The organism is Bordetella bronchiseptica (assembly GCF_900636925.1).
Taxonomy (GTDB): domain Bacteria; phylum Pseudomonadota; class Gammaproteobacteria; order Burkholderiales; family Burkholderiaceae_B; genus Bordetella; species Bordetella pertussis.
Genome location: NZ_LR134326.1, coordinates 3,532,927 through 3,558,495 on the forward strand (window position 1 = coordinate 3,532,927; position 25,569 = coordinate 3,558,495).

General features: G+C 67.9%; 27 protein-coding genes. 19 read left to right on the forward strand and 8 right to left on the reverse strand.

Annotated features, from left to right (window positions below):
* The first annotated feature begins 71 nt into the window (after positions 1-71).
* Genes EL288_RS16460 through EL288_RS16495 form a run of 8 tightly spaced genes read left to right on the forward strand, consistent with a single transcriptional unit; the run spans position 72 to position 7,930 of the window.
* The gene (locus tag EL288_RS16460; protein ID WP_033458840.1) at positions 72-1,031 is read left to right on the forward strand and encodes a tripartite tricarboxylate transporter substrate binding protein; all 960 of its coding nucleotides are present in this window, start codon (positions 72-74) and stop codon (positions 1,029-1,031) included.
* Positions 1,032-1,051: 20 nt separating this feature from the next.
* Entirely contained in the window at positions 1,052-1,996 is a 945-nt protein-coding gene (locus EL288_RS16465) for a tripartite tricarboxylate transporter substrate binding protein (protein ID WP_223851095.1), read from the forward strand.
* 38 nt (positions 1,997-2,034) lie between these two features.
* Positions 2,035-2,829, forward strand: a complete 795-nt coding sequence (locus EL288_RS16470) for a creatininase family protein (protein ID WP_003809727.1) — start codon at positions 2,035-2,037, stop codon at positions 2,827-2,829.
* Entirely contained in the window at positions 2,826-3,620 is a 795-nt protein-coding gene (locus EL288_RS16475) for an HpcH/HpaI aldolase family protein (RefSeq protein WP_003809725.1), read from the forward strand. Before EL288_RS16470 ends, EL288_RS16475 begins: the two co-directional genes overlap by 4 nt.
* Positions 3,620-4,417, forward strand: coding sequence for a maleate cis-trans isomerase family protein (locus EL288_RS16480; protein ID WP_003809724.1), 798 nt, complete (start codon positions 3,620-3,622; stop codon positions 4,415-4,417). The genes EL288_RS16475 and EL288_RS16480 overlap by 1 nt, the downstream gene beginning before the upstream one ends.
* Before the next feature lie 4 nt (positions 4,418-4,421).
* Positions 4,422-5,696, forward strand: coding sequence for a Zn-dependent hydrolase (locus EL288_RS16485; protein ID WP_010926185.1), 1,275 nt, complete (start codon positions 4,422-4,424; stop codon positions 5,694-5,696).
* A gap of 11 nt (positions 5,697-5,707) precedes the next feature.
* Positions 5,708-6,685 carry a hydroxyacid dehydrogenase gene (locus tag EL288_RS16490; RefSeq protein ID WP_033458843.1) on the forward strand — a complete coding sequence of 326 codons (978 nt, stop codon included), beginning with the start codon at positions 5,708-5,710 and terminating at the stop codon, positions 6,683-6,685.
* A 21-nt stretch (positions 6,686-6,706) separates the two neighbouring features.
* Complete coding sequence (locus EL288_RS16495; protein ID WP_126621988.1) at positions 6,707-7,930, forward strand: pyridoxal phosphate-dependent aminotransferase; 1,224 nt, start codon at positions 6,707-6,709, stop codon at positions 7,928-7,930.
* Positions 7,931-7,949: 19 nt separating this feature from the next.
* Here the strand turns inward: EL288_RS16495 and EL288_RS16500 are convergent, their stop codons facing one another.
* The 6 genes from EL288_RS16500 to EL288_RS16525 form a co-directional block, all read right to left on the reverse strand.
* Complete coding sequence (locus tag EL288_RS16500; protein ID WP_003809720.1) at positions 7,950-8,294, reverse strand: hypothetical protein; 345 nt, start codon at positions 8,292-8,294, stop codon at positions 7,950-7,952.
* A gap of 84 nt (positions 8,295-8,378) precedes the next feature.
* Positions 8,379-9,095 (reverse strand): amino acid ABC transporter ATP-binding protein, encoded by a 717-nt coding sequence (locus EL288_RS16505; protein WP_161781416.1) that lies wholly within the window; start codon positions 9,093-9,095, stop codon positions 8,379-8,381.
* Positions 9,096-9,172: 77 nt separating this feature from the next.
* Positions 9,173-10,327 (reverse strand): amino acid ABC transporter permease, encoded by a 1,155-nt coding sequence (locus tag EL288_RS16510; protein ID WP_010926182.1) that lies wholly within the window; start codon positions 10,325-10,327, stop codon positions 9,173-9,175.
* Between the two features lie 12 nt (positions 10,328-10,339).
* Entirely contained in the window at positions 10,340-11,551 is a 1,212-nt protein-coding gene (locus EL288_RS16515) for an amino acid ABC transporter permease (protein WP_010926181.1), read from the reverse strand.
* Between the two features lie 131 nt (positions 11,552-11,682).
* Positions 11,683-12,693 (reverse strand): amino acid ABC transporter substrate-binding protein, encoded by a 1,011-nt coding sequence (locus tag EL288_RS16520; RefSeq protein WP_010926180.1) that lies wholly within the window; start codon positions 12,691-12,693, stop codon positions 11,683-11,685.
* Positions 12,690-13,874, reverse strand: a complete 1,185-nt coding sequence (locus EL288_RS16525; RefSeq protein ID WP_010928381.1) for an amidohydrolase — start codon at positions 13,872-13,874, stop codon at positions 12,690-12,692. Before EL288_RS16525 ends, EL288_RS16520 begins: the two co-directional genes overlap by 4 nt.
* Positions 13,875-14,246: 372 nt before the next feature.
* Between EL288_RS16525 and EL288_RS16530 the strand changes: the two genes are divergently transcribed.
* The 11 genes from EL288_RS16530 to EL288_RS16580 all read left to right on the forward strand — a co-directional run bounded on the left by EL288_RS16530 (position 14,247) and on the right by EL288_RS16580 (position 23,306).
* A complete protein-coding gene (locus EL288_RS16530; RefSeq protein WP_126621989.1) occupies positions 14,247-15,449 on the forward strand; it encodes a diaminopropionate ammonia-lyase in 1,203 nt (400 codons plus the stop codon).
* Between the two features lie 234 nt (positions 15,450-15,683).
* Positions 15,684-16,175, forward strand: coding sequence for an Lrp/AsnC family transcriptional regulator (locus EL288_RS16535; RefSeq protein WP_126621990.1), 492 nt, complete (start codon positions 15,684-15,686; stop codon positions 16,173-16,175).
* Between the two features lie 189 nt (positions 16,176-16,364).
* Positions 16,365-17,036 carry a GntR family transcriptional regulator gene (locus EL288_RS16540; RefSeq protein WP_003809712.1) on the forward strand — a complete coding sequence of 224 codons (672 nt, stop codon included), beginning with the start codon at positions 16,365-16,367 and terminating at the stop codon, positions 17,034-17,036.
* A 46-nt stretch (positions 17,037-17,082) separates the two neighbouring features.
* Positions 17,083-17,997 carry a fumarylacetoacetate hydrolase family protein gene (locus EL288_RS16545; protein ID WP_003809711.1) on the forward strand — a complete coding sequence of 305 codons (915 nt, stop codon included), beginning with the start codon at positions 17,083-17,085 and terminating at the stop codon, positions 17,995-17,997.
* A gap of 40 nt (positions 17,998-18,037) precedes the next feature.
* Positions 18,038-18,433: a cupin domain-containing protein gene (locus EL288_RS16550; RefSeq protein WP_003809710.1), complete on the forward strand. Its 396-nt coding sequence runs from the start codon at positions 18,038-18,040 to the stop codon at positions 18,431-18,433.
* Positions 18,430-19,491, forward strand: coding sequence for a TRAP transporter substrate-binding protein (locus EL288_RS16555; RefSeq protein WP_003809709.1), 1,062 nt, complete (start codon positions 18,430-18,432; stop codon positions 19,489-19,491). The genes EL288_RS16550 and EL288_RS16555 overlap by 4 nt, the downstream gene beginning before the upstream one ends.
* A gap of 78 nt (positions 19,492-19,569) precedes the next feature.
* Positions 19,570-20,082, forward strand: coding sequence for a TRAP transporter small permease (locus EL288_RS16560; protein WP_003809708.1), 513 nt, complete (start codon positions 19,570-19,572; stop codon positions 20,080-20,082).
* Positions 20,082-21,362 carry a TRAP transporter large permease gene (locus EL288_RS16565; RefSeq protein ID WP_003809707.1) on the forward strand — a complete coding sequence of 427 codons (1,281 nt, stop codon included), beginning with the start codon at positions 20,082-20,084 and terminating at the stop codon, positions 21,360-21,362. The genes EL288_RS16560 and EL288_RS16565 overlap by 1 nt, the downstream gene beginning before the upstream one ends.
* Before the next feature lie 34 nt (positions 21,363-21,396).
* The gene (locus tag EL288_RS16570) at positions 21,397-22,179 is read left to right on the forward strand and encodes an SDR family oxidoreductase (protein WP_003809706.1); all 783 of its coding nucleotides are present in this window, start codon (positions 21,397-21,399) and stop codon (positions 22,177-22,179) included.
* 19 nt (positions 22,180-22,198) lie between these two features.
* A complete protein-coding gene (locus tag EL288_RS16575; RefSeq protein ID WP_003819924.1) occupies positions 22,199-22,978 on the forward strand; it encodes an SDR family NAD(P)-dependent oxidoreductase in 780 nt (259 codons plus the stop codon).
* 19 nt (positions 22,979-22,997) lie between these two features.
* Positions 22,998-23,306, forward strand: a complete 309-nt coding sequence (locus EL288_RS16580) for a Dabb family protein (RefSeq protein ID WP_003809704.1) — start codon at positions 22,998-23,000, stop codon at positions 23,304-23,306.
* Positions 23,307-23,349: 43 nt separating this feature from the next.
* Here the strand turns inward: EL288_RS16580 and EL288_RS16585 are convergent, their stop codons facing one another.
* Positions 23,350-24,012 (reverse strand): GntR family transcriptional regulator, encoded by a 663-nt coding sequence (locus EL288_RS16585; protein WP_223851097.1) that lies wholly within the window; start codon positions 24,010-24,012, stop codon positions 23,350-23,352.
* 115 nt (positions 24,013-24,127) lie between these two features.
* Entirely contained in the window at positions 24,128-25,522 is a 1,395-nt protein-coding gene (locus EL288_RS16590) for an NAD(P)/FAD-dependent oxidoreductase (protein ID WP_010926177.1), read from the reverse strand.
* Positions 25,523-25,569 lie beyond the last annotated feature (47 nt).

Below are 25,569 nucleotides of genomic sequence, written 5' to 3' on the forward strand. Positions count from 1 at the left end.
GCCAGCCGCGGCGACAGGCTTTTGCCGGACGCATCAGACGGACGGACCGAACAATGCAAGGGGTATGAACCATGCTGCTCCCGTTTCGCGCCCTGCCGGGCCTGCTTGCCGCGCTGGCCATCGCCGCGTCGGCTTCGGCCCAGTCCTATCCCGACAAGCCGATCACGCTGGTGGTGCCGTTTCCCGCCGCCGGCGGCACCGACCTGACGGCGCGCCTGTTCGCCCGGGCCCTGGAGCGCCAGGCCGGCCAGCCGGTGACGGTGATCAACAAGCCTGGCGCGGGCGGCGAGATCGGCATGGCCCATGTGGCGCGCGCGGCGCCCGACGGCTACACGCTGGGCATCATCAACACGCCCAACGTGCTCAGCATCCCGATAGAGCGGCGCGCCCAGTTCGGCCTGGATTCGTTCGTCCTGGTCGCCAACCTGGTCGATGACCCGGCCACGCTCAGCGTCCATGCCGACCAATCGATCCACACGATCGCCGACCTGGTCGAGACCGCCCGCCGGCAGCCCGGCGGACTGACCTATGGCAGCGCCGGCATCGGCTCGGCCGGCCATCTGTCGATGCTCATGTTCGAGAAGGCGGCGGGCGTGCGGCTGCAACACATTCCGTTCAAGGGCACGGCCGACGTGCGCACGGCGCTGATGGGCCGCCAGATCGACGTGGCGACGGCCAACCTGGGCGAGGCGCTGACCTATGCCAAGGGCGCGCCGTGGCGCACGCTGGGCGTGATGAGCGCGGCGCGCTCGCGCATGGCGCCGGACCTGCCGACCTTCGGCGAAGCCGGCTATCCGCTGCAAAGCAGCTCCCTGCGCGGCATCGGCGCTCCCGCCGGCATGGATGCGCAACGGCGCGGGCAGGTGGCCACGCTGGTCGCGCGGGCCGCCGCCGACCCGCAATTCCTCGACGATGCGCGCAAGGCCGAGCAGGAAATCAGGGTGGTGGCCGGCGACGACTACGCAAAGGTATTGACGGACCAGCTCGCGCAGTTGCAAAACCTGTGGCAGACCTCCGCATGGAACCGTTGAACCCTCCAGGAATCCTCACCATGAAAAAAGCCCTGCTCTGCTCGCTGCTTGCCTTGCCCGCGCTCTGTTTCGGCGCGTATCCCGAGCGCCCCATCAACCTGATCGTGCCCTTCCCGGCCGGCGCCGGTTCGGACCTGACCGCGCGCACCATCGCCGCCTGCATGGAAAGCAAGATCCCCGCCGCGCGCTTCGTGGTGCTCAACAAGCCCGGCGCCTCGGGCGACATCGGGCTGACCGCGCTGGCCCAGGCCGCGCCGGACGGCTACACCATCGGGCTGGTCAACACCCCGGGCGTGATCAGCCTGCCGATCGAACGCAAGACCGCCTACACGCTCGACAGCTTCGACTTCATCGCCAACCTGGTGGAAGACCCGGGCACCATCAGCGTGCACGCCGACAGTCCGATCCGCACCGTCGCCGACCTGGTGGCGGCGGCGCGCGCCAAGCCGGGCGCCATTACGGTCGGCACGCAGGGCATCGGCTCGGCCGGCCACATCTCCGCGCTGTCGCTAGAGCAGGCCGCCGGCATCAAGCTGACCGCCGTCCCGTTCCAGGGCGCCTCGCCGGCCAGCGTCGCGCTGCTGGGCAAGGTCATCGACGGCGCCATGACCAATCTGGGCGAAGCCATCACGTTCGCCAACGGCAAACCCTGGCGCATCCTCGGCATCATGAGCCCGGCCCGCTCCAGCCAGGCGCCCGACATCCCGACCTTCCAGGAGGCCGGCTATACCGTCCTGGGCGGCTCGATGCGGGGCCTGGCCGCGCCGCGCGGCATCCCCGCCGCCGCCATGGCGCAGCTCACGCGCGCCGTGGACGAGTGCAACCGCGACGACACCTACCTGACGCGCGCCCGCAACACCTACCAGCCGCTGCGCTACCTCAAGCGCGACGAATACATCAAGAACCTGCAAGCCGTGGACCGCGAACTGCGCAAGCTGTGGTCCGTCAATCCGTGGCAGCAATAGCGCCGCCCATTCCCCTTTCCACCCGGACCCTCTACGCCATGCGAATAGACCAACACCCCTACGACGATATCCGCGCCTATCTGGGCAAGCACGACACCATCCTGATTCCGGTCGGCGCCGTCGAGCAGTACGGCGCCCACCTGGCCACCGGCACCGAGCTGCGCATCTGCGAAGGCATCGCCACCGAAATCGGCGCGCGTACCGGGCTGGCGGTCGCGCCCATCGTGCCGGTCAACTACTCGGCGATGTTCCTGGACTATCCCGGCACGCTGTCGGTGGAGATGCGCACCATCGAGGACTATCTCAAGGAGATCGGCGACAGCCTGGCGGGCCAGGGCTTCCGGCATTTCTTCTTCATCAATATCCACGCCGGCTCGCTGGGGCCGATAGAAAGCGTATGCCGCCACCTGCGCCGCCGCTACGACGCGGTGGGCGGCCTGATCGACGTCTTCTCCATCATGCGCGACATGGCGGCGGGCCGGCTCAAGACCCGTCAATCGCCCAGCGGCCATGCGTCCGAAATGGTCACTTCGGTGGCGCTGGCAAAGTTTCCCGAACTGGTCTTCATGGAACGGGCGCGCGCCGCGCAATCGCTGCGTTCGTTCACCGAAGGCGTCAATACGGTGTCCAGCGGCAAGGTGACGCTGGGCGGCTCCAGCTTCGCGGTGTTCAGCGACATCAGCGACTACTCGCCGATCGGCACGCAGGGCGACCCCACCCAGGCCAGCGCCGAGCAGGGCCAGGCCATCTGGGACGCCACCGTGGACTACATGAGCGAAGCCGCGCGCAAGTTCAGCGCCATGTCGTTCCAAACCGAAGGAGCCAAGGCGTGAAGCACAATCCCCTCAAGCAGATCTGGCGGCAGGGCAAGCCGGTGTTCGGCACCTGGGCCACGATGGTCCGCCATCCCCGTTTCATGAAGCTGCTGTCGGTCACCGGGCTGGACTTCGTGCTGATCGAAATGGAGCACAGCGACTTCTCCATCTCGGAGGTCGCCAACCTGTGCCTGATGGCCCGCGAAGCCGGCATCGTGCCCATCGTGCGTCCGGCCGGCTCGGATTCGCACGACTACACCCGGCCGCTGGACGCCGGCGCCATGGGCCTGCTGCTGCCCAACGTCGAGACGCCCGAGCAACTGAGCCGGATCCTGCACCAGACCAAGTACTACCCCGACGGCCAGCGCATCCTCAACATGCGCGGCCCGCACACCGACTACGTCAGGCTGTCCGCGCCGCTGGCGCAGACCGCCGAACTCAACGCCCACACCCTGACCATCGCGATGGCCGAGACCCGCCTCGGCCTGGACAACCTCGACCGCATCTGCGCCGTGCCCGGCCTGGACGCCATCATGATCGGCCCGGACGACCTCACCCAGGACCTGGGCGTACCCGGCGACATGCAGCACCCGCTCTACCAGGAAGCGGTCGAGCACGTGATCGCCACCTGCGACCGGCACGGCGTGCCCTGGGGCTTCAGCTGCCAGGACCTGGCCGCCGCCGAGCGCTGGATCGCGCGCGGCATACGCTGGATGCCGTTCAGCAATGACGTCAACGCCCTGTTCAATACTTTCAGCCAGGCCGCAGCGGGGCTGCACCGCCTGGCCCCGCGCGAGGAGACCGCCTGATGCCCGCCCCTACCCAGATGAAAACCACCGCGCGCTACCGTCCGTATGCGTGGCGCGCCAAGGTCGGCCTGATCGTGCCCTCGACCAACACCATCAACGAGCCCGAGTTCTACCGCCTCGCCCCCGACGGCGTGACGATCCATACCGGCCGCGCCATCAATGCCGGCCCGGCCACGCAGGAGAACTACGACCGCATGGCGCGCGGCGTGCTGGAAGCGGCCGACCTGATCAAGACGGCCGAGGTCGACGTGGTGGCCTACGGCTGCACCTCGGGCTCCATCGTGTGCTCGCTCGACGAGCTGTGCGACGGCATGAGCGAGCGGGTCGGAGTGCCGGCCATCGCCACCGCCGGCGCCGTGGTGGCGGCGCTGCGCGCCCTGGGCGTCAGGCGCGTCGCGGTGGGCACGCCCTACATCGACTTCGTCAACCAGCGCGAACGCGAGTTCCTGGAGCAATACGGCTTCGAGGTCGTGTCCATCGAAGGGATGGACCTCGGCCACACCCAGGAAGAGCGCCGCGACATCGGCCGGGTGCCGCCGCAATCCACGTTCCAGCTGGCGCGCGACATCGACCGCCCGCAGGCCGAGGCCATCTTCCTGTCGTGCACCAACCTCGCCACCCTGGACATGATCGAGCGCATCGAGAACGAGCTGGGCAAGCCGGTGGTCACCAGCAACCAGGCCACCTTCTGGGCCTGCCTGCGCCTGCTCGGGCTGTCGTGCGCCATTCCCGGCTACGGCCGGCTGCTGACCGACTGCCTGGCGCCCATCACGCGCGCCAGCTATGCGCTGGCCTGAGCCCATGCACTCTGCTCCCGACCCCGACCTGGACCTGGCGGCGCGGCTGTTCGACAGCCTGCGGGCCCAGTCGTTCGACGGCGTGGGCGTCACGCGCGACGCCTACGGCGCGGGCGAGCAGCGCGCCCACGACCTGGTGCGCGCCTGCGCGCGGGACCTGGACCTGCCCGTCCGCGTCGACGCCAGCGGCAATCTCTATGTCACCCTGCCGGGGCGCGATCCGGCACGGCCGGCGCGCATGACCGGTTCGCACCTGGATTCGGTGCCGGCGGGCGGCAATTTCGACGGCGCGGCCGGCGTGGTCGCCGGCCTGGCCGTGCTGGCTGGCTGGCGCGCGGCTGGCTGGCGCCCTGCTGCGGACGTCACGGTCATGGCGATCCGCGCCGAGGAAAGCACCTGGTTCCCCTACTCCTACCTGGGCAGCAAGGCGGCCTTCGGCCTGGCCGCCCCGGACGTGCTCGACCTGCGGCGCGCCGACACCGGCCGCAGCCTGCGCGACCACCTGGCCGACCTGTCGATCGATCCGCAACGCTATGGGCAGCCGGCCTTGCGCGCCGCCGGCATCGACCGTTATGTCGAGCTGCATATCGAACAAGGCCCCACCCTGGTCGAGGCCGGCCTGCCGGCGGGCATCGTCACCGGCATCCGCGGCAGCTTCCGCTATCGGGACATGGCCTGGCATGGCGAATACGCCCACTCCGGCGCCGTCGGCCGCGCCCACCGGCGCGACGCCGTGCGCGCCGCCGCCCTGTGGATGGCCAGCCTGGACCGCGACTGGGAAACCCTGGAAGACTTCGGCGAAGACCTGGTCGTCACCGTGGGCAAGGTGGCGACCGACCCGCAGCAGCACGCCTTCAGCAAGGTGGCCGGCGAACTGCAATGCTGCGTGGACGTGCGCAGCATCAGCGCCACGCTGCTGGAGCGCTTCGACCGCCTGTTGCGCCAACGCGGCGTAGCGGCGGCGCGCGCAACAGGCACCCGGGTCGATTTCGGGCCGCGCACCGGATCGGCCCCGGCCGCCATGGACCCCGGCCTGATCGCCCGGCTCACGGCGCAGGCGCGGCAGCGCGGCATCGCCGCGCTGTCCATGCCCAGCGGCGCCGGCCACGATGCGGCCATCTTCGCCCAGCAAGGCATCCCGACCGCCATGATCTTCGTGCGCAACGAACATGGTTCGCACAATCCCCATGAAGCCATGGACATGGCGGACTTCGCCTGCGCCACCCAATTGTTGTCGGACATCCTGGCCGACGACCAGCCCGTTACGCCGCACCCGTGAGAACCTCGACCATGAAATGCCTGATCGTCCAACCCATTCATGAAGAAGGCCTGGCGCTGCTGCGCGAGGCCGGCGTCGAATGCATCGCGCCGGCCAGCGCCGCCATGGCCGACGTCGCTGCGGCCATCGCCGACTGCGACGCGGCCATCACCCGCAACGCCGGCCTGGATACGCGGGCCATCGAGGTCGGCCGGCGCCTGCGCGTCATCGGCAACCATGGCACCGGCACCAACATGATCGACCTGGCCGCGGCCGAGCGGCTCGGCATTCCGGTGGTCAACACGCCCGGCGCCAACGCGCGCTCGGTGGCCGAACTGGCGCTGGCCATGGCGATGGCGCTGCTCAAGCGCACCGTACCGCTGGACCAGGCGGTGCGCCAGGGCAACTGGAACATCCGCTACGAAGCCGGGCTGCGCGAGCTGTCCGGCATGTCGCTGGGCATCGTCGGCTTTGGCCAGATCGGCCGCGCCCTGGCGGCCATGGCAATCGGCGGCTTCGGCATGCGGGTGCACGTCTACTCGCCCTCGGTGGCGCCGCAGGACATCGCCGCGGCCGGCTGCCAGCGGGCCGACAGCCTGCCCGCGCTGGCGCGCGAGGCCGACATCGTCTCGCTGCACCGGCCCGCGCGCCCCGGCGCCGGCCCCCTGGTCGATGACGCGTTGCTGCAGGCCATGAAGCCGGGCGCGCTGCTCATCAACACCGCGCGCGCCGACCTGGTCGACGAAGCGGCGCTGGCGCGCCACCTCGAGGCGGGCCGGCTCGGCGGCGCCGGGCTGGACGTCTTCTCCAGCGAACCGCCGCCGGCCGACCATCCGCTGCTGCGCCTGCCCCAGGTGGTGCTGGCCCCGCATGCCGGCGGCAGCACCGACCAGGCGCTGGCCCGTACTGCGCGCGCGGTCGCCGAGCAGGTGATCGAAGTGCTGCGCGATGCGCGCCCGGCCCATCTGATCGCCCCGCACGCCTGGCCGCGCCGGCGTGGCGCGCGATAACCCGCTGCAAGGAGAACCCGCATGACCCCGATCGAAGCCAAGTTCGCGCGCCTGTCCACCGATCACGCGCCCGGCCAGGAAGTGCGCCAGGGCAACTCCGGCCTCGATGGCCTGCTGCGCGGCGACACCCTGCCCGGCACCCCGGTCGACTTCTCCCACGGCGACGTCAACACCAGCGCCTTCGCCCCCACCCCCGGATCGCTGCAGGAATTCGTCCAGGGCGTGGAGCGCGGCGGCGAACAGGCCTACACCGAATACCGCGGCGCGGCCGACCTGCGCCTGCGCGTGGCCGCCCACTTGGCCGAGTTCACCGGCGCCCCCGTCGACGGCGCCAACGAACTCATCATCACCCCGGGCACCCAGGGCGCCCTGTTCCTGGCCATCGCCTCCTCGGTCACCGCCGGCGACAAGGTCGCCATCGTGCGCCCGGACTACTTCGCCAACCGCAAACTGGTCGAATTCCTCGGCGGCGAAATCGTCCCCGTCGACATGCGCCACCTCGAACGCGACAGCGGCGCCGGACTGGACCTCGACCAGCTCGAAGCCGCCTTCAAGGCCGGCGTGCGCACCTTCCTGTTCTCCAACCCCAACAACCCCGCCGGCGTGGTCTACTCGCCCGAGGAAATCGCCCAGATCGCCGACCTCGCCCGCCACTACGACGCCACCGTCATCGTCGACCAGCTCTACTCGCGCCTGCTCTACGCCGGCACCCGCTACACCCACCTGCGCGCCCTGCCCCAGGCCCCGGCCAACGTCATCACCATCATGGGCCCGTCCAAGACCGAATCGCTCAGCGGCTACCGCCTGGGCGTGGCCTTCGGCGCCGCCCACCTGATCGACCGCATGGAAAAACTGCAGGCCATCGTCTCGCTGCGCGCCCCGGGCTACTGCCAGGCGGTGCTGCGCACCTGGTTCCAGGAACCCGCCGGCTGGATGAACGAACGCATCGCCCAGCACCAGGCCATCCGCGACGACCTCATCCGCGTCCTGCGCGCCGTGCCCGGCCTGGCCGTGCGCGCCCCCGAGGCCGGCAGCTACCTGTTCCCGCGCCTGCCCAGGCTGGCCGTCGGACTGCACGACTTCGTGCGCATCCTGCGCACCCAGGCCGGCGTCACCGTCACCCCGGGCACCGAATTCAGCCCCCACGCCGATGACAGCATCCGCCTGAACTTCTCGCAGAACCACGCCGCCGCCGTCCAGGCCATCGAACGCACCGCGCAACTCATCGAGCGCTACCGCGCCTGAAGGCCGCCGCGCCGGCGTCTCAGTCGTCGTCGTCCAGGTGGAACTTGTGGATGACGCGATGGGCCACCGGCGCCAGGATCAGGCCCAGGGTGGCCACGAACAGCAGCCCGATCAGCATGCCGTAGAGTGCGAAGAAGATCTTGCCGGCCACGGTGGCCGGCATGATGAACGGCCCGATCCCGCCGATGATCAGCGCGGTGTTGAGCATGGCATCGTGCCAGCTTATGTCCTCGAGCCAGAGGTGCGCGACGACGCCGACGAATACCACCAGCGCGATGACCAGGACGGCCCACAGCAGATGGACCAGCAAGCGCAACATGAAATGCCGCGTGGGCAGCAGCGGTTCGCCCTTGGACTCGTACATATCCCCCTCCCTAGGACCGGATTGAGGCGGATTATGCCAACACCCCCGGGTTCCGTCACCTCGCGGGCCCGCGCCAGGACGCGCTCAATGCACGATCTGCCGCAGGAAGGCGACCGAGCGCTCATGCTGCGGACGGGTGAAGAACGCGTCCGGCGTGTTGACCTCGACGATCTGGCCCGCGTCCATGAACACGACGCGGTCGGCGACTTTGCGCGCGAATCCCATTTCGTGGGTCACGCACAGCATGGTCATGCCGTCCTGGGCCAGCGTGGTCATGGTATCGAGCACTTCCTTGACCATCTCCGGGTCGAGCGCCGAGGTAGGCTCGTCGAACAGCATGATCTTGGGCGCCATGCACAGCGAGCGGGCGATCGCCACGCGCTGCTGCTGCCCGCCCGACAACTGGCCCGGGAATTTCCCGGCCTGGTCGGGGATGCGCACGCGCGACAGGTAATGCATGGCGATATCGCGCGCCTCGGCCTCGGACTTGCGCTTCACCCAGACCGGCGCCAGCATGCAGTTCTGCAATACCGTCAGGTGCGGGAACAGGTTGAAGTGCTGGAACACCATTCCGACCTCCATGCGCACCGCGTTCAGCCGCTCCAGATTGTCGTCGACCTCGGCGCCCCCGATGCGGATCTCGCCTTCCTGGTGGCGCTCGAGCTGGTTGATGCAGCGGATCATGGTCGACTTGCCCGAGCCCGACGGCCCGCAGACCACGATCCGCTCGCCCTTGCCCACGGTGAGGTCGACCTCGCGCAGGACATGGAAGTTGCCATACCATTTTGACACCTTGCGCATTTCCACCGCTGGATGGCGATCGAGATCGATGGCCGAGACCGGGTCCTTGGAGAACAGCTTGCGAAGGTTCATGATTTCTACCTTTTTTCCGAGCGGGCCAGGGTCCGCTCGACCGAACGTGAATAGCGCGACATCGCGTAGCAGCATGCGCAATAGAAGAAAGCCAGGAACGCATAGCCGGTGTAGCGCGTGACCGGCGTGGCCCATGCCGGGTCGTTGATGGCCACCTCGACGACCTTGAGCAGGTCCAGGATCCCGACCATGGCCACCAGGGTGGTGTCCTTGAACAGGCCGATGAACGTATTGACGATGCCCGGCACGACGATGCGCAGGGCCTGCGGCAGCACGATGAGGAAGGTGGTCTGCCAGTAGCCCAGGCCGAGCGACTGGGCCCCCTCGTACTGCCCCTTGGGCAGGGCCTGCAGGCCGCCGCGGACCACCTCCGCCATGTAGGCCGAGGCGAACAGCGTGACGCCGACCAGGGGCCGCAGCAGGCGGTCGGGCCGCAGGCCTTCGGGCAGGAACAGCGGCAGCATCGTGTTGAACATGAACAGCACCGTGATCAACGGCACGCCGCGGCCCAGCTCGATGGCGACGGTGGACGCCAGCCTGACGAACGGCAGTTCCGAGCGCCGCCCCAGCGCCAGGACGATACCGATAGGCAGCGAGAACACGATACCGACCAGCGAGACCACCAGGGTGACGAGAATGCCGCCCCACAGGTCGGTCGAGACGTGCGGCAGGCCCAGCGCGTCGGCGCCGACCAGCAAGGCGTACGAGAGCGGCGGCAGCACCACGAAGAAGTAGGCCGCGCCCACGCGTTTGGCGCGGATGCGCCTGGCCAGCAGCCAGACGATCCCGGCCGCGGCGAGCACGAAGAACAGCACGACCCGCCAGCGCTGCGGCGGCGGATAGCCGCCAAAGACGAAATAGCCCAGCTTGGCGTCGATGAAGGGCCAGCAGGCGCCGTAGCGCCCTTGCGCGATGGACGCCTGGCAGGCCTGCACGGCGCCGCCGGACCAGGTGGCATCCAGCACCAGGAAATCGAGCAACCCGCGCAAGACCCAATAGAGGATGGCCGCGCAGGCCAGGGTCAGCGCAAACGTCCTGGGCGACTCGAAGACATACTGCCGCACCCAGGCCCATGCCGTGCCCGCCTGGTGCGGCGGGGGACGCTCCTGCACCGCCTGTGCCTGCACGAAGGCAGGCTGCTTCGTCGTCGAATGATTCATCGCCAGCCCCTTTTATCGTTCGACCAGGCGCACGCGCCGGTTGTAGACGCCCATCAGGGCCGAAGTGACCAGGCTGATCGCGAGATAGACCGCCATCGTGATACTGACGATCTCGACCGCGCGGCCGGTCTGGTTCAGCACCGTGCCCATGAATACCTGCACCAGGTCCGGGTACGCGATGGCGACCGCCAGCGAGGAGTTCTTGGTCAGGTTGAGGAACTGGCTCGTCAGCGGCGGAATGATGACCCGCAACGCCTGCGGGGTGATCACCAGCGATTGCGTGTGCCGTGGCGACAGGCCCAATGCGACCGCCGCCTCGCGCTGCCCCTGGCCCACCGCGCCGATGCCCGCGCGCACGATCTCCGCGATGAAGGCCGCGGTGTACGTGGACAGGGCCACCACCAGGGCGACCATCTCCGGATAAATCCTGAGGCCGCCCGCAAAGCCGAAACCGCGGAACCGGGGCAGGTCGAGCGAGGCCGCCGGGTCGACAGCCAGCAGCCCGCCCCCCAGCACCACGACGAACAGCCCCAGCGCCATGGTCCGCGCCGGATAGGAGCGGCCGCCGCGCAGGCGGGCGCGCAAGGCCAGGCGGCGCGCCAGCGCATACCCCAGCACGGCCAGCGCCAGCACCAGCCAGAGCGGCCAGGCCGGCCCATCGATATTGACGAACGGCAGGTACAGCCCGCGGTTGTTCAGGAAGACCCAATCCGCCAGATGCAGGGACTCGCGCGCCGCGGGCAGCGCCACCAGCACGGCCGAGTACCAGAAGAATATCTGCAGCAGCAGCGGCAGGTTGCGCAGCGTCTCGACATACAGCGTCGCCACCGCGGCGACCACCACATTGGACGACAGCCTGGCGATACCGACCAGAAAGCCGATGAGCGTGGCCAGCACGATGCCGATGGCCGCCACCAGCAGAGTATTGAGCAGCCCGACCACAAAGGCGTCGCCGTAGGTCGAGGTCGCGCCGCTATAGGGGATCAGCGACTGGTTGATATCGAACCCGGCGGTACTGGCCAGGAAGCCGAACCCGGACGCGATGTTGGCCGCCTTGAGATTGGCGACGGCATTCGAAACGCCCACGTATCCTAGCCAGAGCAGCAGCGCCGCCAGCAGCAGCTGCAGCAGCACGCCCCTGACCTTGCGGTCGTGGAGCCTGGAAAGCAGCGGCCGGGCGGCGCGCTTGTCCGGCCGCTTGAGCGCAATGGTGGAATCTTGCATAAATCACGAATCCGTTTTCCCTAGCCGGGAATGCTGGAGGTCGCCGGCCCGCGAGCGCGGCCGGGCGATTCGGCGCATGCCTCGATATGGCGGGGGGACGGCGCCGCCCTCCCCCTGCGCCACGGTACGGTTCAACGGAACGGCGGGGTATAGAACAGGCCGCCGTTCTTCCACGAGGCGTTGATGCCGCGCTCGAGGTTGAGCGGGCTGGCCGCGCCAATGTTGCGGTCGAAGATTTCCGCGTACGAACCCACCTGCGCAACGATCTGGTATGCCCAGTCGCCGTTCAGCCCCAGCACCTTGCCCAGGCTGCCTTCCTTGCCCACGAAACGCAGGACTTCCGGGTTGGTCGTGCTCTTGGCCTGCTCGGCGATGTTCTTCGACGTCAACCCGAGCTCCTCGGCCGCCTGCAGCGCGAAGATGGACCAGCGCACCACGCTGAACCAGGCATCGTCGCCCTTGCGCACCGCCGCGCCCAGGGGCTCCTTCGACAGCCGGTCGGCCAGGATCACATGGTCGTCGGGCGCCTTCATCTTGCTGCGCAGCGCCGCCAGGATGCCGGCATCGGCGCTCCAGGCGTCGCAACGGCCGGACTCATAGGCGTTGGCCGCCTCCTGCACCGTCGCGAAGGTGATCACCTCGTTGCTCACCTTGTTGGCGCGGAAGAAATCGACCAGATTGAGCTCGGTCGTCGAGCCCTGGTTGGTGCAGATGGCGCCGCCATCGAGTTCCTTGGCGCTCGCGATGGTTCCCTTCCTGACCAGCACGCCCTGGCCGTCGTAATAGGTCACGCCGGCGTACAGCGCGCCGGCGCCTTCGCGCGACAACGTCCAGGTCGTGGTGTTGAACAGGATGTCGACCTCGCCGGACTGCAGCGCGGTGAAGCGCTGGGTCGGATTGAGGACGACAATCTTGTGCCGCTCGGGATCGCCGAACACGGCGGTCGCGATGGCGCGGCAGACATCGACTTCCAGTCCGTGCCGCTTGCCCGCGTCGTCGGGCATCGAGAAGCCCGGCGACCCGGTGGTCGAACTGCACAGCAGATTCCCCCTGGCTTTCACATCCTCCAGGGTTCCCGCGTGGACCGGCGCAGCCGTATGGGCGATGGCGGCGACAAGCAGGGAGGTAAGGGTTTTCTTCACGTTTCGCTCCTGAATTGGGCTTGGGGAAGGCGCGCAAGCGCGATGGCAACAAAGAATCCGACGCCGTAGGGAATGGCCTCGTCGTTGAAGTCGTAGGCGGGGTTGTGCAAGGCCGCGCTCGGGCCGTTGCCAAGATTGACGTAGCAGCCCGGGATGCGCCTGAGCAATTGCGCGAAGTCTTCCGAGCCGTTGCTGGGCGCGGCGGCCGCATCGATGGCGTCGCCGCCGAAGCGGTCCTTGACGATGCCCTCGACCGCGGCGGTGATGCGCGCGTCGTTGACCGTGGGCACGAAGACCCGGCTGTAGTCCACCGACGCGGCGCAGCCATAGCCTGCCGCCACGTGATCGGCGACCCGGCGCATTTCCGCCTCGATCAGGGCGCTGGTTTCCGGCTTGAACGAGCGGCAATCGCCGCTGATCACGACCTCGCCGCTGCTGACGTTGCGCGTCCCGGAGGTCGTCATGTCGGTGCACGACACGATGGCGAACTCGCCTGGCGCGACAACGCGCGACACAATGGTCTGCAGCGCGACGATGACGCCGGCGGCGGCCACCAGCGCATCGCGTCCCAGGTGCGGACGCGCCGAGTGCACGCCCTTGCCGGCGATCCGGATCTCGAAGTTGTCCTCGGCCGACTTGAACACGCCGGCGCGCGTTTCGAATTTGCCCACGGGCAGGCCGGGCGCATTGTGCAGCGCATACGCTTCGCTGGCCGGAAACCGCTCGAGCAGGCCGTCGTCCAGCATGGCCAGCATGCCCTTGCCCCACTCCTCGGCCGGCTGGAACACGAAGTGGATCGTGCCGTCGAAGTCCGGGTTTTGCGCCAGCAGCTGCGCCGCCCCCAGCAGCATGGTGGTATGTCCGTCATGGCCGCAGGCATGCATGTAGCCGTCGTTCCTGGACGCATGCGGACGGTCTTCGGCGGGCGCCTCGGCGATGTGCAGCGCATCCATGTCGGCCCGCAGGATGATGGCCTTGCCGCTGGCGCCGCGCTTGAGCGTGCCGACCACGCCCGTTCCGCCCACGCCTTCGGTCACCGCGATACCGCAGGCCCGCAGCATGGCGGCCACGCGCCCGCTGGTGCGGCGCTCCTGGAAGCCGAACTCAGGGTTCGCGTGGATGTCCTGCCGGATCGCCCGCAGTTCCTTGAATAGCGCGTCATGGCTGAATGGGGTTCCCACACCTGTCTCCGTCGAATCTGCGAATCTCGTCGCGGCGCGTGCGCCGCGGCCTGCGCCGTGCAGCCACCGGCCCGATGGCGGGCGGAGCATGACGGCGGGACAGGCAAAATTCTAGTGAGGGGCATGCGCGCGATTGATGCGTTGTTGCGAGGCTGGGCGCAATATCTGCCCGTTTTGCCGCAACGGCGGGTAAACGTTGCGGGTTTACCCGCGACATCGGCCGCGCGCACGGCGCGCCGCGCGAACGCAAAGCGGTACAAACTTGCGTCCAGGCGCGCGAACTAGCGCGATTGTCGCGGGCGGGCCAGCCTAGAATTTCCAGCGTGCCGATGCACGGCACCCAGGAATTCGCAACATTCATTCGAGGAACCGATGCTCCTTATCAACGCCCACCCCGACCGCAACAAACCGCTGGACGAACCTGACCGGAAGGTCTTCGACGCACCGGCGGCGCAGCAGGCCGAGCGGTTCGCCAGGGCGCGGCCCGGCTACGCGCCGACGCGCCTGGTGGCGCTGCCCGGGCTTGCCCGGGCGCAACGCGTCGCCTCGATCCAGGTCAAGGACGAGAGCACCCGTTTCGGCCTGGGCAGCTTCAAGGCGCTGGGCGGCGCCTATGCCGTGATCCGGCTGGCCTTGCAGCAGGCCTCGCAGGCGCTGGGGCGCGCGGCGGGCATCGACGAGCTCGACTCGCAGGCCGTGCGCGCCGCCGCGGCGGATATCGTCGTGGCCTGCGCCACGGACGGCAACCATGGCAAGTCGGTGGCGCAGGGCGCGGCGCTGGTGGGCGCGCGCGCCGTCATCTTCGTGCATGCCGGCGTGAGCCAGGCCAGGGTCGACGCCATCGCGCAGTTCGGCGCGCAGATCGTCCGGGTCGAGGGCAACTACGACGACTCCGTGGCCGAGGCCACCGCGGTCGCGCAGAAGAACGGCTGGACCATCGTCTCGGACACCTCCTGGCCCGGCTATGAACACATTCCGTCGCTGGTGATGCAGGGGTACACCACCCTGCTGCGCGAAGCGATGCAGGCCATGCCGCAGCCGCCGACCCACGTCTTCATCCAGGCCGGCGTGGGCGGCATCGCCGCGGCCACCGCCGCCTGCATGAGCCTGGCCTATGAAGCGGCGGGCGCCGCGGCGCCGAAGTTCATCGTGGTCGATCCGCAACGCGCGGCCTGCCTGTTCGAAAGCGCGCGCCTGGGCAAACGGGTGCGCGTCGACGAACAGGAGCCGACCATCATGGCGATGCTCGAATGCTACGAACCGTCCATGGTCGCGTGGCGCATCCTGGCGCGAACGGCCCACGCCTTCATGACCGTCGATGAGCAGGATGCCGTGCAAGCCATGCGGACCCTGGCCGCCCCGGCGGCCGGCGACGCCCCCATCGTGGCCGGCGAAAGCGGCGGCGTCGGCCTGGCCGCCTTCCTGGCCGCCGCGCGCGACGACGGCATGCGCCGCGACCTGGGCATCGACGCCGAGGCGCGCATCTTCGTCATCAACACCGAAGGCGCCACCGACCCCGCCCGGTACCAGGACATCGTGGGCCGCACGCCCGAAGCCGTCCTGGCCGGGACCTGAAGGCAGGCCGGCCGCCGTGCAACACCGGCCCGAATAAAGCCGGGTATTCGGGCCAAAAACGCGCCGCCTACGCAATAAACTACCGCCAGGGGCCGCGCCGGCCGCTGGCGCTCGCCATCGCGCCGGCGCCGCGCGGTCCGCACCGGATGCCGGCCGGCGCGTCGCCGCGCCGCCCATCCGCCACCTGACTCGCGCCGCCCGGCATGCCGGGGCGGCCATCCGGCGTTGACGACCATGGCCATCACCCTCGATGCGTACGATAGAAAAATCCTGGAACTGCTCCAGGAGAACAACCGGCTCTCGCAGCGCGAACTCGCCGACTCCGTGAATCTGTCCGCATCGGCCATCAACCGCCGCATCGCCGCGCTGGAGGCCAACAAGGTCATCCGCGCCAACGTCGCGCTGGTCGACCCCGAACTGGTCGGCCGGCCCATCACCCTGATGGTCGAGGTCAAGATCGAGAACGAGCGCCTGGATCTGCTCGACGAAGTCACCAACCGGTTCGTCCGCTGTCCGCAGATCCAGCAGGTCTATTACGTCACGGGCGACTTCGACTTCCTGCTGGTGCTCAACTGCAAGGACATGACCGAGTACGAGCGCCTGACCCGGGAACTGTTCTTCACCGCCGGCAACGTGAAGAAATTCAGGACCGTCGTCGCCATGAACGTCGCCAAGTCGACGCTCCAGGTGCCGCTGGGCGATGTCCCCGCCCCGCCCGGCGACTAGGCATCCGGCCAGGCCGCACGCGGCCGCGCATGACCCATCGATCTGGCTCGGCCGGCGCGCCCCGCACCGGCGGCCGGCCCGCGCCCGGCCGCCGGTGCGGGGCGCGCTTGCGCTAGCGTAAACCCCTATGGCTACCCCGTGCACAGCATCGTTATATTGCGTACGTAAATTAATCCTGTATACAAAACGATGACTGGCATACAAAAGAAAGCGGGTGCGCAGTCCGTGTTCGAGGACGTCAGCGCCCTCTTGCGGGACATGATGAAAGACATCACCGAGCCGGTGCGGGTGCGCGAGGAGGATCTCGCCAACCAGCTCGGGGTCAGCCGCACGCCGGTGCGCGAGGCCTTGATCCGCCTGGAAAGCACGGGCATGGTCCACTTGCGGCCGGGCCGCGGGGCCTTGCTGACGCCGGTGACGGACGAGGAATACATCGAGTGGCTCCAGCTGCGCGAACAGCTGGAAGGCTTCGCCACGCGCGAGGCGGCGCTCAATGCCTCGCAGCGCGACGTCGAGCGGCTGCGCGCCCTGTTCGCCCCCTTCATCGGGCTGGACGAGGATGCTTTCGCGCCGGTGCCCTACGGGCAGGCCAATGTCGCCTTCCACAAGGAAATCATCGCGCTGGCCAACAACCGCCTGCTCGAACGCGTCTGGGCGGCGTTCGGCCATCGCCAGACCACCTATCGGCGCCAGACCATCAAGCGCCTGCACCGCTTCGGCACCTCGCTGCGCGAGCACCTGGCCATCATCGACGCGATCGAACGCCGCGACGCCGACCTGGCCGAAAAGCTGGCCAGGCAGCATGTGCGCACGCTTTACGACGCCTTCGTCAAGGCCCTTCAGTCGGGCGGCGGCGCGTGAATCCGCCGCCACCCGACCTAGCCTTCAACCCTGATTCGAGCCTGAAATGAAGTTTCTGACCTTCTCCGTACAGGAGCAATCGCGTCTCGGCATGTTGCTGGACGAAAACCGCGTGCTGGACCTGACCGCCCTGCTGGCCGCGCGCCCCGACCTGGGGTTGCCCGGCGCGCTGCGCAACGTCGGCGAGCTCATCGCCCTGGGCGAGGAGGCGCTGGCCCGCCTGCGCGAACCCGGCCTGCTCGACGGCGTGGACGTCGGCGCCTTGCCGACGCTGCAGGCCGTGCGCGTATTGCCCCCCCTGCCCATGGCGCGCAATGTGTTCTGCGTGGGGCGCAATTACCGCGAACACATCATCGAAGGAAACCTGGCGCGCGGCCGGCCCGCCAACAGTTTTCCCGAGGCCATCGAATTCTTCACCAAGGCGCCCACCGCCGTCATCGGCCATGGCGGCCACGTCAAGCGCCATGCCGGCCTGACCGACAGCCTCGACTACGAAGTGGAGCTGGCCATCGTGATCGGCCGCGCCGGCGCCGACATCCCGCGCGAGAAGGCGCTGGACCATGTGTTCGGCTACACCATCGTCAACGACATCACCGCGCGCGACCTGCAGGCGCGCCACGGCCAGTGGTTCAAGGGCAAGAGCCTGGACACGAGCTGTCCCATGGGCCCGGTGGTGGTGCATCGCTCGGCGATTCCCGACGCCAACAATCTGGCGGTGTCGCTGTCGGTCAATGGCGAACTGCGTCAGCAAGACAACACCTCGGACATGATTTTCGACGTGGCCACCGTGGTCGCGCAGCTTTCGGCCGGCATGACGCTGCTGCCGGGCGACGTGATCGCCACCGGAACGCCCAAGGGCGTGGGATTCGCCCTGACTCCGCCCCGCTGCCTGCAAGTGGGCGATGTGGTGTCCGCCAGCGTGGAGCACATCGGCACCTTGACCAACGAAATCGTCGCTTGATTCCGGACGCGCCTGGCGCGTCCTCCCGGAGGAGAACCCCATGAACATCCCTGACGCACTGAAACCCTATGCCACCGGCGAGCTGGCCTCGCGCTACGTCAACGTCGACGAGCTGGACTGGAAGCCCACGCCCACCCCGGGCATCGACATGAAAATCCTGCTCGACGTGCCCGAGACCGGCTTGCTGACCGCCCTGTTCCGCTGGGCGCCGGGCACCGCGCTGCCCTTGCACGAACACGTCGAGATCGAGCAGACCTATGTCCTCAGCGGCAGCATCGTCGACGACGAAGGCGTAGTCCGGGAAGGCAACTACGTATGGCGCCCGAAGGGCAATCGCCACATCGCACGCTCGCCCGACGGCGCGCTGGTGCTGTCGTTCTTCCTGAAGCCGAACAAGTTTCTGGAAGGCGAGCTGGCGGGCAAAGAGCTCAAGTGAGCAGGCAAGACACCATTCCCAGAACCAGACAGGAGAGACAGATGAAGTTCCACTACAAGCGTGTTGCGGCAGGACTGGCGATTGCCCTCGGGGCCGGCATGGCGATGCAGGCCGCCGCCGCCGATATCCAGGAGCGTCGCGTCAAGTTCAGCTACCCGGTCAGCAAGACCAATCCGGTCGGCCTGGCGACAGACAAGTTCATCGAACTGGTCGGCCAGAAAACCGGCGGCAAGATCAAGGTCACCGGCTATGCCGACGCACAGCTGGGCAACGAGATCCAGGCCATGTCGTCGGCCCAGGGCGGCATCATCGAACTGACCGTGGTCTCGACCGCGGGCGCGGCCAACAACGTGAAGGAACTGGGGATTTTCGATCTGCCGTTCCTGTTCCACTCGGTCGAAGAGGCCGATGCCGTGATCGACGGCCCGGTCGGCAAGGAATTGCTGGGCAAGTTCGCCGCGAAGAACCTGGTGGGCCTGTGCTACTGGGACTATGGCTTTCGCCAGGTCTCCAACAGCAAGCACCCCATCAACAAGGTCGAGGACTTCGACGGCCTGAAACTGCGCGTGCTGCAGAACCGCATCTACATCGACACCTTCAAGGCCCTGGGCGCCAACCCCCTGCCGCTGCCCTATCCCGAAACCTATACCGCCCTGGAAACCAAGGCGATCGACGGACAGGAAAGCGCATACCTGGTGACCAAGAGCAGCGGCTACCAGGAAATCCAGAAGTACATGACGGAAACCAATCATGTGTTCCTGCCGGCGGTCGTCATGGCCAGCAAGCGCTTCTGGGATCGCCTGAGCAAGGACGAGCAGGCCATCATCCAGCAATCGTGCGATGAGTCGGTCGCGTACTTCCGCACGACCAGCCGCGACCTGGAACGGAAAGTCGTCGGCGAGCTGACCGCCGCGGGCATGACCATGAACCAGATCGCGCCCGCGGAGAAGGCGCGCATGGCCCAGGCCACCGCCGCCGTGACCGACAAGTACAAGGCCGAGCTGGGCGCGGATCTGGTCGACCGCACCCTGGCGACGATCAACCAGGCCCGCAAATAACAACAAGCCGGCGCAAGTCGCCGGGTCATGTAAGGAGGCGGTCGCCACGACCGCCCGCTCTCTTCAAGGACGTCGACGATGACAAGAATCGTGCACGCCTATTTCACCCTGCTCAAAGCCGTCATCGTCATTTGCCTGGCAGCCATGGTGGTAATGGTGTTCAGCAATGTGGTGCTGCGTTTCATCTTCAATTCAGGCATTCCCGTTTCCGAGGAACTGTCGCGCTGGAGCTTTGTCTGGCTGACTTTCCTGGGCGCCATCCTGGTGCTGCATGAGCGCTCGCACCTGGGCGTGGACGTGGTGCTGCAGGTGCTCGGACCGCTTGCGCGCAGGGTGTGCCTGATCGTGGCCAACCTGCTGATGATCTACGCGACCTGGCTGATCCTGCTGGGCAGCATCGAGCAGACGACCCTGAACATGGGCGCCAGCGCGCCGGCCAGCGGCCTGTCCCAGGCCTGGTTCTTCGGCGTGGGCGTGGTGTTCGCGGCCTCGACGGGATTGATCCTGCTGTACCAGCTCTACCAGCTCTTCACCGTTCCCGCAGCCGATCTGCACAAACTCATTTCCCCCCACGAGTCGGGAGCCGAATAATGACGCTGGCAATCTTTGTCTTCGTGCTGCTGGCGGGCCTGGCCATCGGCTTGCCGGTCGCGTACGCGCTGATCCTCACGGGCGTGGCGCTGATGTACCAGCTGGACTTCTACGACGCCCAGATCGTGGCCCAGAACCTGCTCAACGGCGCCGACAGCTTTCCCCTGATGGCGGTGCCGTTCTTCATGCTCGCCGGCGCGGTCATGAACGCCGGCGGCCTGTCGGCGCGCATCGTCGACCTGGCCCTCAAACTGGTGGGCCACATCAAGGGCGGGCTGGGATACGTCACCATCCTGGCCGCCTGCATTCTGGCCAGCCTGTCGGGCTCGGCGGCCGCCGATGCGGCGGCCCTGTCGGCCCTGCTGGTGCCCATGATGATGAAAGCCGGGCACAGCCGCGCGCGCTCCAGCGGGCTGGTGGCCTCGTCCGGCATCATCGCGCTGGTCATCCCCCCTTCCATCGGCCTGGTGCTGATCGGCGTCACCGGCAACATCAGCATCACCGGCCTGTTCATGGCCGGCATCGTGCCCGGGATACTGATGGGCATGTCGCTGTGCGTGGCCTGGTGGCTGCTGTCGCGCAAGGAACGGATCCAGCCCCTGCCGCGGGTGGATCGTGCCGAGGTCCGGCAGTCGCTGGTAAGAAGTTTCTGGGCCCTGATGCTGCCGGTCATCATCATCGTCGGCCTGCGCTTCGGCATCTTCACGCCCACCGAAGCGGGCGTGGTGGCCGCGGTGTACGCCATCTTCGTGGCCACCTGCATTTACCGCGAACTGCCCATGCGCCGGCTCTACGAGGTCTTCCTGACCTCCGCCAAGATGACCGCGATGGTGATGTTCCTGGTGGCCGGCGCGCTCGTCTCGGGATGGATGATCACCGTTGCCGGGCTGCCGGCGCAGGTCTCCGACATCATCAGCCCCTTCAGCGACACGCCGACCTTGCTGATGCTGGTCATCATCGGCCTGGTGATCGTGATCGGCATGGCCATGGACATGATTCCCATCGTCCTGATCCTGATCCCCGTGCTGCTGCCTTCGGTGACGGCCGCCGGCATCGACCCGGTCTACTTCGGCGTCGTCTTCATGCTGGCCTGCGCCATCGGACTCATCACGCCGCCGGTGGGCGCCGTTCTCAACGTGGTGGCCGGCGTGACGGGCACCCGCATGGTCGAACTCGTCAAGGGCGTCTGGCCGTTCCTGCTGGCGCAATGCGCGACCCTGCTGCTGCTGATCCTGTTTCCGCAGCTGGTGCTGGCCCCGTATCGCTGGATCATGCATTGAGGCGCCGCCCTCGCCATAGAAGAGAGACATCAGGATGGACCATCAAGACGATTTCACCGGTTGCCGCGTCATGATTTCGGCCGGCGCGGCCGGCATCGGCCTGGCCATCGCCCGCGCCTTCCATGAACGGGGCGCGCGCGTGCAGGTGTGCGACGTCTCGGACGAGGCGCTGGCGGCGGCCGGCGCCGCGCTGCCCGGCCTGGGCGCGTACCGTGCCGACGTGGCCTCGGAAGCCGGGGTCGACGCCTGGTTCGCGCATGCCCTGGCCGAGCTGGGCGGACTGGACGTGCTGGTCAACAACGCCGGGATCGCCGGGCCGACCTCGGCCATCGGCGATCTCAGCGTCGAGGACTGGGACCGCACCATGGCCGTCAACGTACGGGGACAGTTCCTGTGCGTACGGCGCGCCCTCGAACCGCTGCGGCAATCGTCCAGGGCGGCCATCATCAACCTCAGTTCCGTGGCGGGACGGCTGGGCTATCCCATGCGCACGCCCTATGCCGCGTCCAAGTGGGCCGTGGTCGGCCTGACGCAAAGCCTGGCCATCGAGCTGGGCGAGGACGACATCACCGTCAACGCCATCCTGCCCGGCATCGTGGAAAGCGAACGCGTCGACCAGGTGGTGGCGGCCAAGGCCCGGCTGCGCGGCATCCCGGAACCCGCCATGCGCGCCGAAGTGCTGCAGCATGTGTCGCTGCACCGCACCGTGCCCATGGCCGACATCGCCCGCACGGCGCTGTTCCTGGCCTCCCGAACGGGCCGCAGCATCACCGGGCAGTGCATGAATATTTGCGCGGGCGTCCAGACGCTGCGCTGAACCGGCCCAGGAGAATCGTGTGGCTCATCAATTTCTGACATCGACTTTCGGCCTGCAGGGCCGCACCGTACTGGTCACCGGCGGCGCCTCGGGCCTGGGCCTGTGCATGGCCGCCACCGCGGGCCAGGCGGGCGCGCGCGTCATCGTCAACGATGTCCGCGACGCCGCCTGCAATGAAGCGGTGGAAGGTTTGCGCGCCCAGGGTATCGACGCGCGCGGCGCGGTGTTCGACGTGTCCAGCGCCGCGGCCGTGTCCGATGCCGTGGCCGCGCTGGCGGCCGCGCGCTGGTCGCCCGATGTACTGGTCAGCAATGCCGGCAACCAGAACCGCGCCCCCGTCGTCGAACAGGATCCGGCGGTCTGGCAATCGATCTTCGACGTGCACGTCAACGGCGCCTTCCATTGCGCGCGCGCGGTGCTGCCCGGCATGATCAGCCAGGGCGGCGGACGCATCATCATCACTTCGTCGGTGGCGGCCCTGGCGTGCATGCCCGGCATTGCCGCCTATTCCGCCGCCAAGGGCGCCCTGGCGGCATTCACCCGGGCATTGGCGGTGGAATACGGCGGCCAGGGCGTCACCTGCAATGCCCTGGCGCCAGGCTTCGTGCGCACCGGTTTCACCACTGCGCTGCAGGAACGCGAACAGTTCAACGACTTCCTGAAAAGCCAGGTCCCGCTGGGCCGCTGGGCCGACCCCGACGACATCGCCCCGGCGGTCGTGTACCTGGCGTCGCAGGCCGGCCGCTTCGTCAATGGCCATGTCCTGGCCATCGACGGCGGACTGCTGGCGCACATGTGATTCACGCTGACGACAAGGAGTGACGATGTTCCTGCATGTGGTGATGATGGAATTCGACGATGGCATCGACGCCGGATTCTTCCGGACCGTGGACGAATACGTGGCCCGCATGAAGCGGGAATGCGACGGCCTGCTGCTCTATCACTTCGGCGAGAACGTGGCGGCGCGCTCGCAGGGGTACACGCACGCGACCAGCTCGGCCTTCGTCGATGCGGCCGCCCACGATGCCTACCAGGTATGCCCCGCGCACGTGGCCATGAAGGCGTTCATGGGCCCCCGCATCAAGCGGGTGGTGGTGTACGACGGGGAAGTGCCGGCCATCGGCTGAAGCGCGGCCGGCGCGCCATCGCGGCGCGCCGGCCGGTCGCGGGCTAGACGACGTAGCGCTCGTATTTCTGGATCGCCGCGCGGTTGTTGCGGTTCAGAATGCCCATGAGCTGTTCGGCCTCTTCGGCGTCCGAGCGCGCCAGCGCCGCCAGCACCGCCCGGTAGTCGGCCACCATGGTTTCGGCGCGCCCGGGCAGCAGCGCGACCCGCTGCCGCACCACGCGGATGCGCTCGTGGATGCGTTCCGCCAGATCGGACAGGACCGGGTTGTTGGCCGCCGTCTGCAGGCGATTACGGAACGTCTCGATCAAGGAAATGAGCCGATCCACGTCCCCCGTTTCCAGCGCCTTCTGGAAAGGCTCGCCGAACTGCTCGACCAGGTCCGCCCAGTCTTCGGGGCGGGTCTGGCGCGCGGCCAGCCGCACCATCATGCCGTCGAGCGCCTCGCGCGCATCGTAATAGTGATACACCCACTGCATGTCCACATGCGCGACCACGGCCCCCTTGTTCGGGATGCGCCGGACGATGCCGCGATCTTCCAGGACCGCCAGCACCTCGCGCGCCATTGCCCGCGGAATGCTGTAGTTGTCGACCAGTTCCTCTTCCGTGAGACGGGCGCCGGGAAGAATGGACTGCAGGGAAATTTTCTCTCGCAGGTTGGTAAGTACGGCCTGGATCGTGCTGGCCGGGCGTCTGGCTTGGGTCATAAATTCCGGGGATAGAGGACGGCTGTGTATTGTTGCCTGAAAATTCGCCATAGATTATAGCCAATAATTTATGCAATCTTGTATGTCAAAAAAAACACAATCCAGCCGGACGCCGCTATGCTTTCTCCTTCCTGGCCACCGGCACCAGCCCGCCAGGCGCCAGCCCGGCCAGCATGGTATCGAGGCGCGCCGGCGCCTGGCCCTGGTCTTCGGCCGCCTCCTTGCGCACCAGCGCCGCCTTCACCACGCGCGAACCCACATAGCGGAACGGCTCCGGCGGGAAGCGCCCGCGCAGCCCGCGCGCCAGCGCCGAGTGTCGCCAGGCGTCATCGTTTTCCAGCACCATCGACGCCAGGAATTTGCCGCCCAGATAGGTCGGGCCCACGCCGTTGCCCGAATAGCCGTATCCGTAGACGATATCCGGATGTCCGCCCAGATGGCCGAAGCACGGCAGCCCGTCCATGCTGCGATCGATGGGCCCGGACCAGCTGCGCACGATGCCCAGCGGGGCCAGGGCCGGATAGAACCGGTGCAGGATCGCCGCCACCTCGCGGGCGAACCTGGACGGGCCCTCGTACAGCCGCCCCACCGCGCCGTTGAAGGCGAAGTCCCCGCCGCCTCGGCCAAACACCATCTCGCCGGCGCAGGTGTTCCGATAGTAATTGGTGAACAGGCGCGAATCGGAAATCGCCACGCCGCTGGTCAGGCCGATTTTTTCAAGCGCCTCGGGATGCGGCGCCGTGGCCACCAGATCGCTGCCCACCACCACGACCCCCTTGTTCAGCTCGCGAAAGCGGGTGCTCCAGGCATTCATCGCCAGCACGACCTTGGCCGCGCGCACCTCGCCCCGCGCCGTGGCCACCGTGGGCTGCGGACGCGCGCGCAGCGACCGCATGGGCGTATGCTCGTATATGCGGATACCCTTGGCCAGCGCGATCCTGCGCAGGCCGCGCACGTACATACCGGGATGCACCGTCGCCGAAGACCTGGAAAGCACGCCGGCCAGGTGCGCGGCGCTGCCCGACAGCCGCCGCACCTCGTCGGCCGGCAACGCGACAAAGGCCTGCTGCCCATGGCGAGCCAGCAGTTCGATGCACGGCATCCACGAATCCACCTGCGCGGCATTGCTGGCCGTCCACAGCCAGCCGTCCTGGCGCAGCTGGGCATCGACGCCATGGCGCTTCAGGTACCCGGCCACGTCGGCGGCGATGCGTTCGGACTCGCCCAGCAGGCGCAAGGCCTCGTCCGTGCCGCAGACCTTGAGCAAGGTCTCGAATTTCGCCGCCCAGCTGAGCATGAAGCCGCCGTTGCGTCCGCTGGCGCCGGCGCCGCACTCCTGCGCCTCCAGCAACACGATGTCCAGGCCGGGCGATTGCTCGCGCAGTTGCAGGGCCGTCCACAGGCCGGTGTATCCGCCGCCCACGATACAGACGTCGGCCCGCGTCGCCCCCTGCAAGGCGGGGCAGGCAGGCTCGCTGCCTCTTGCCTGGTCTAGCCAGAGACTACTCATAGGGAAATCCAACTGGAGAAGGGAGCGGCAACCCGCCGCATCGGCGG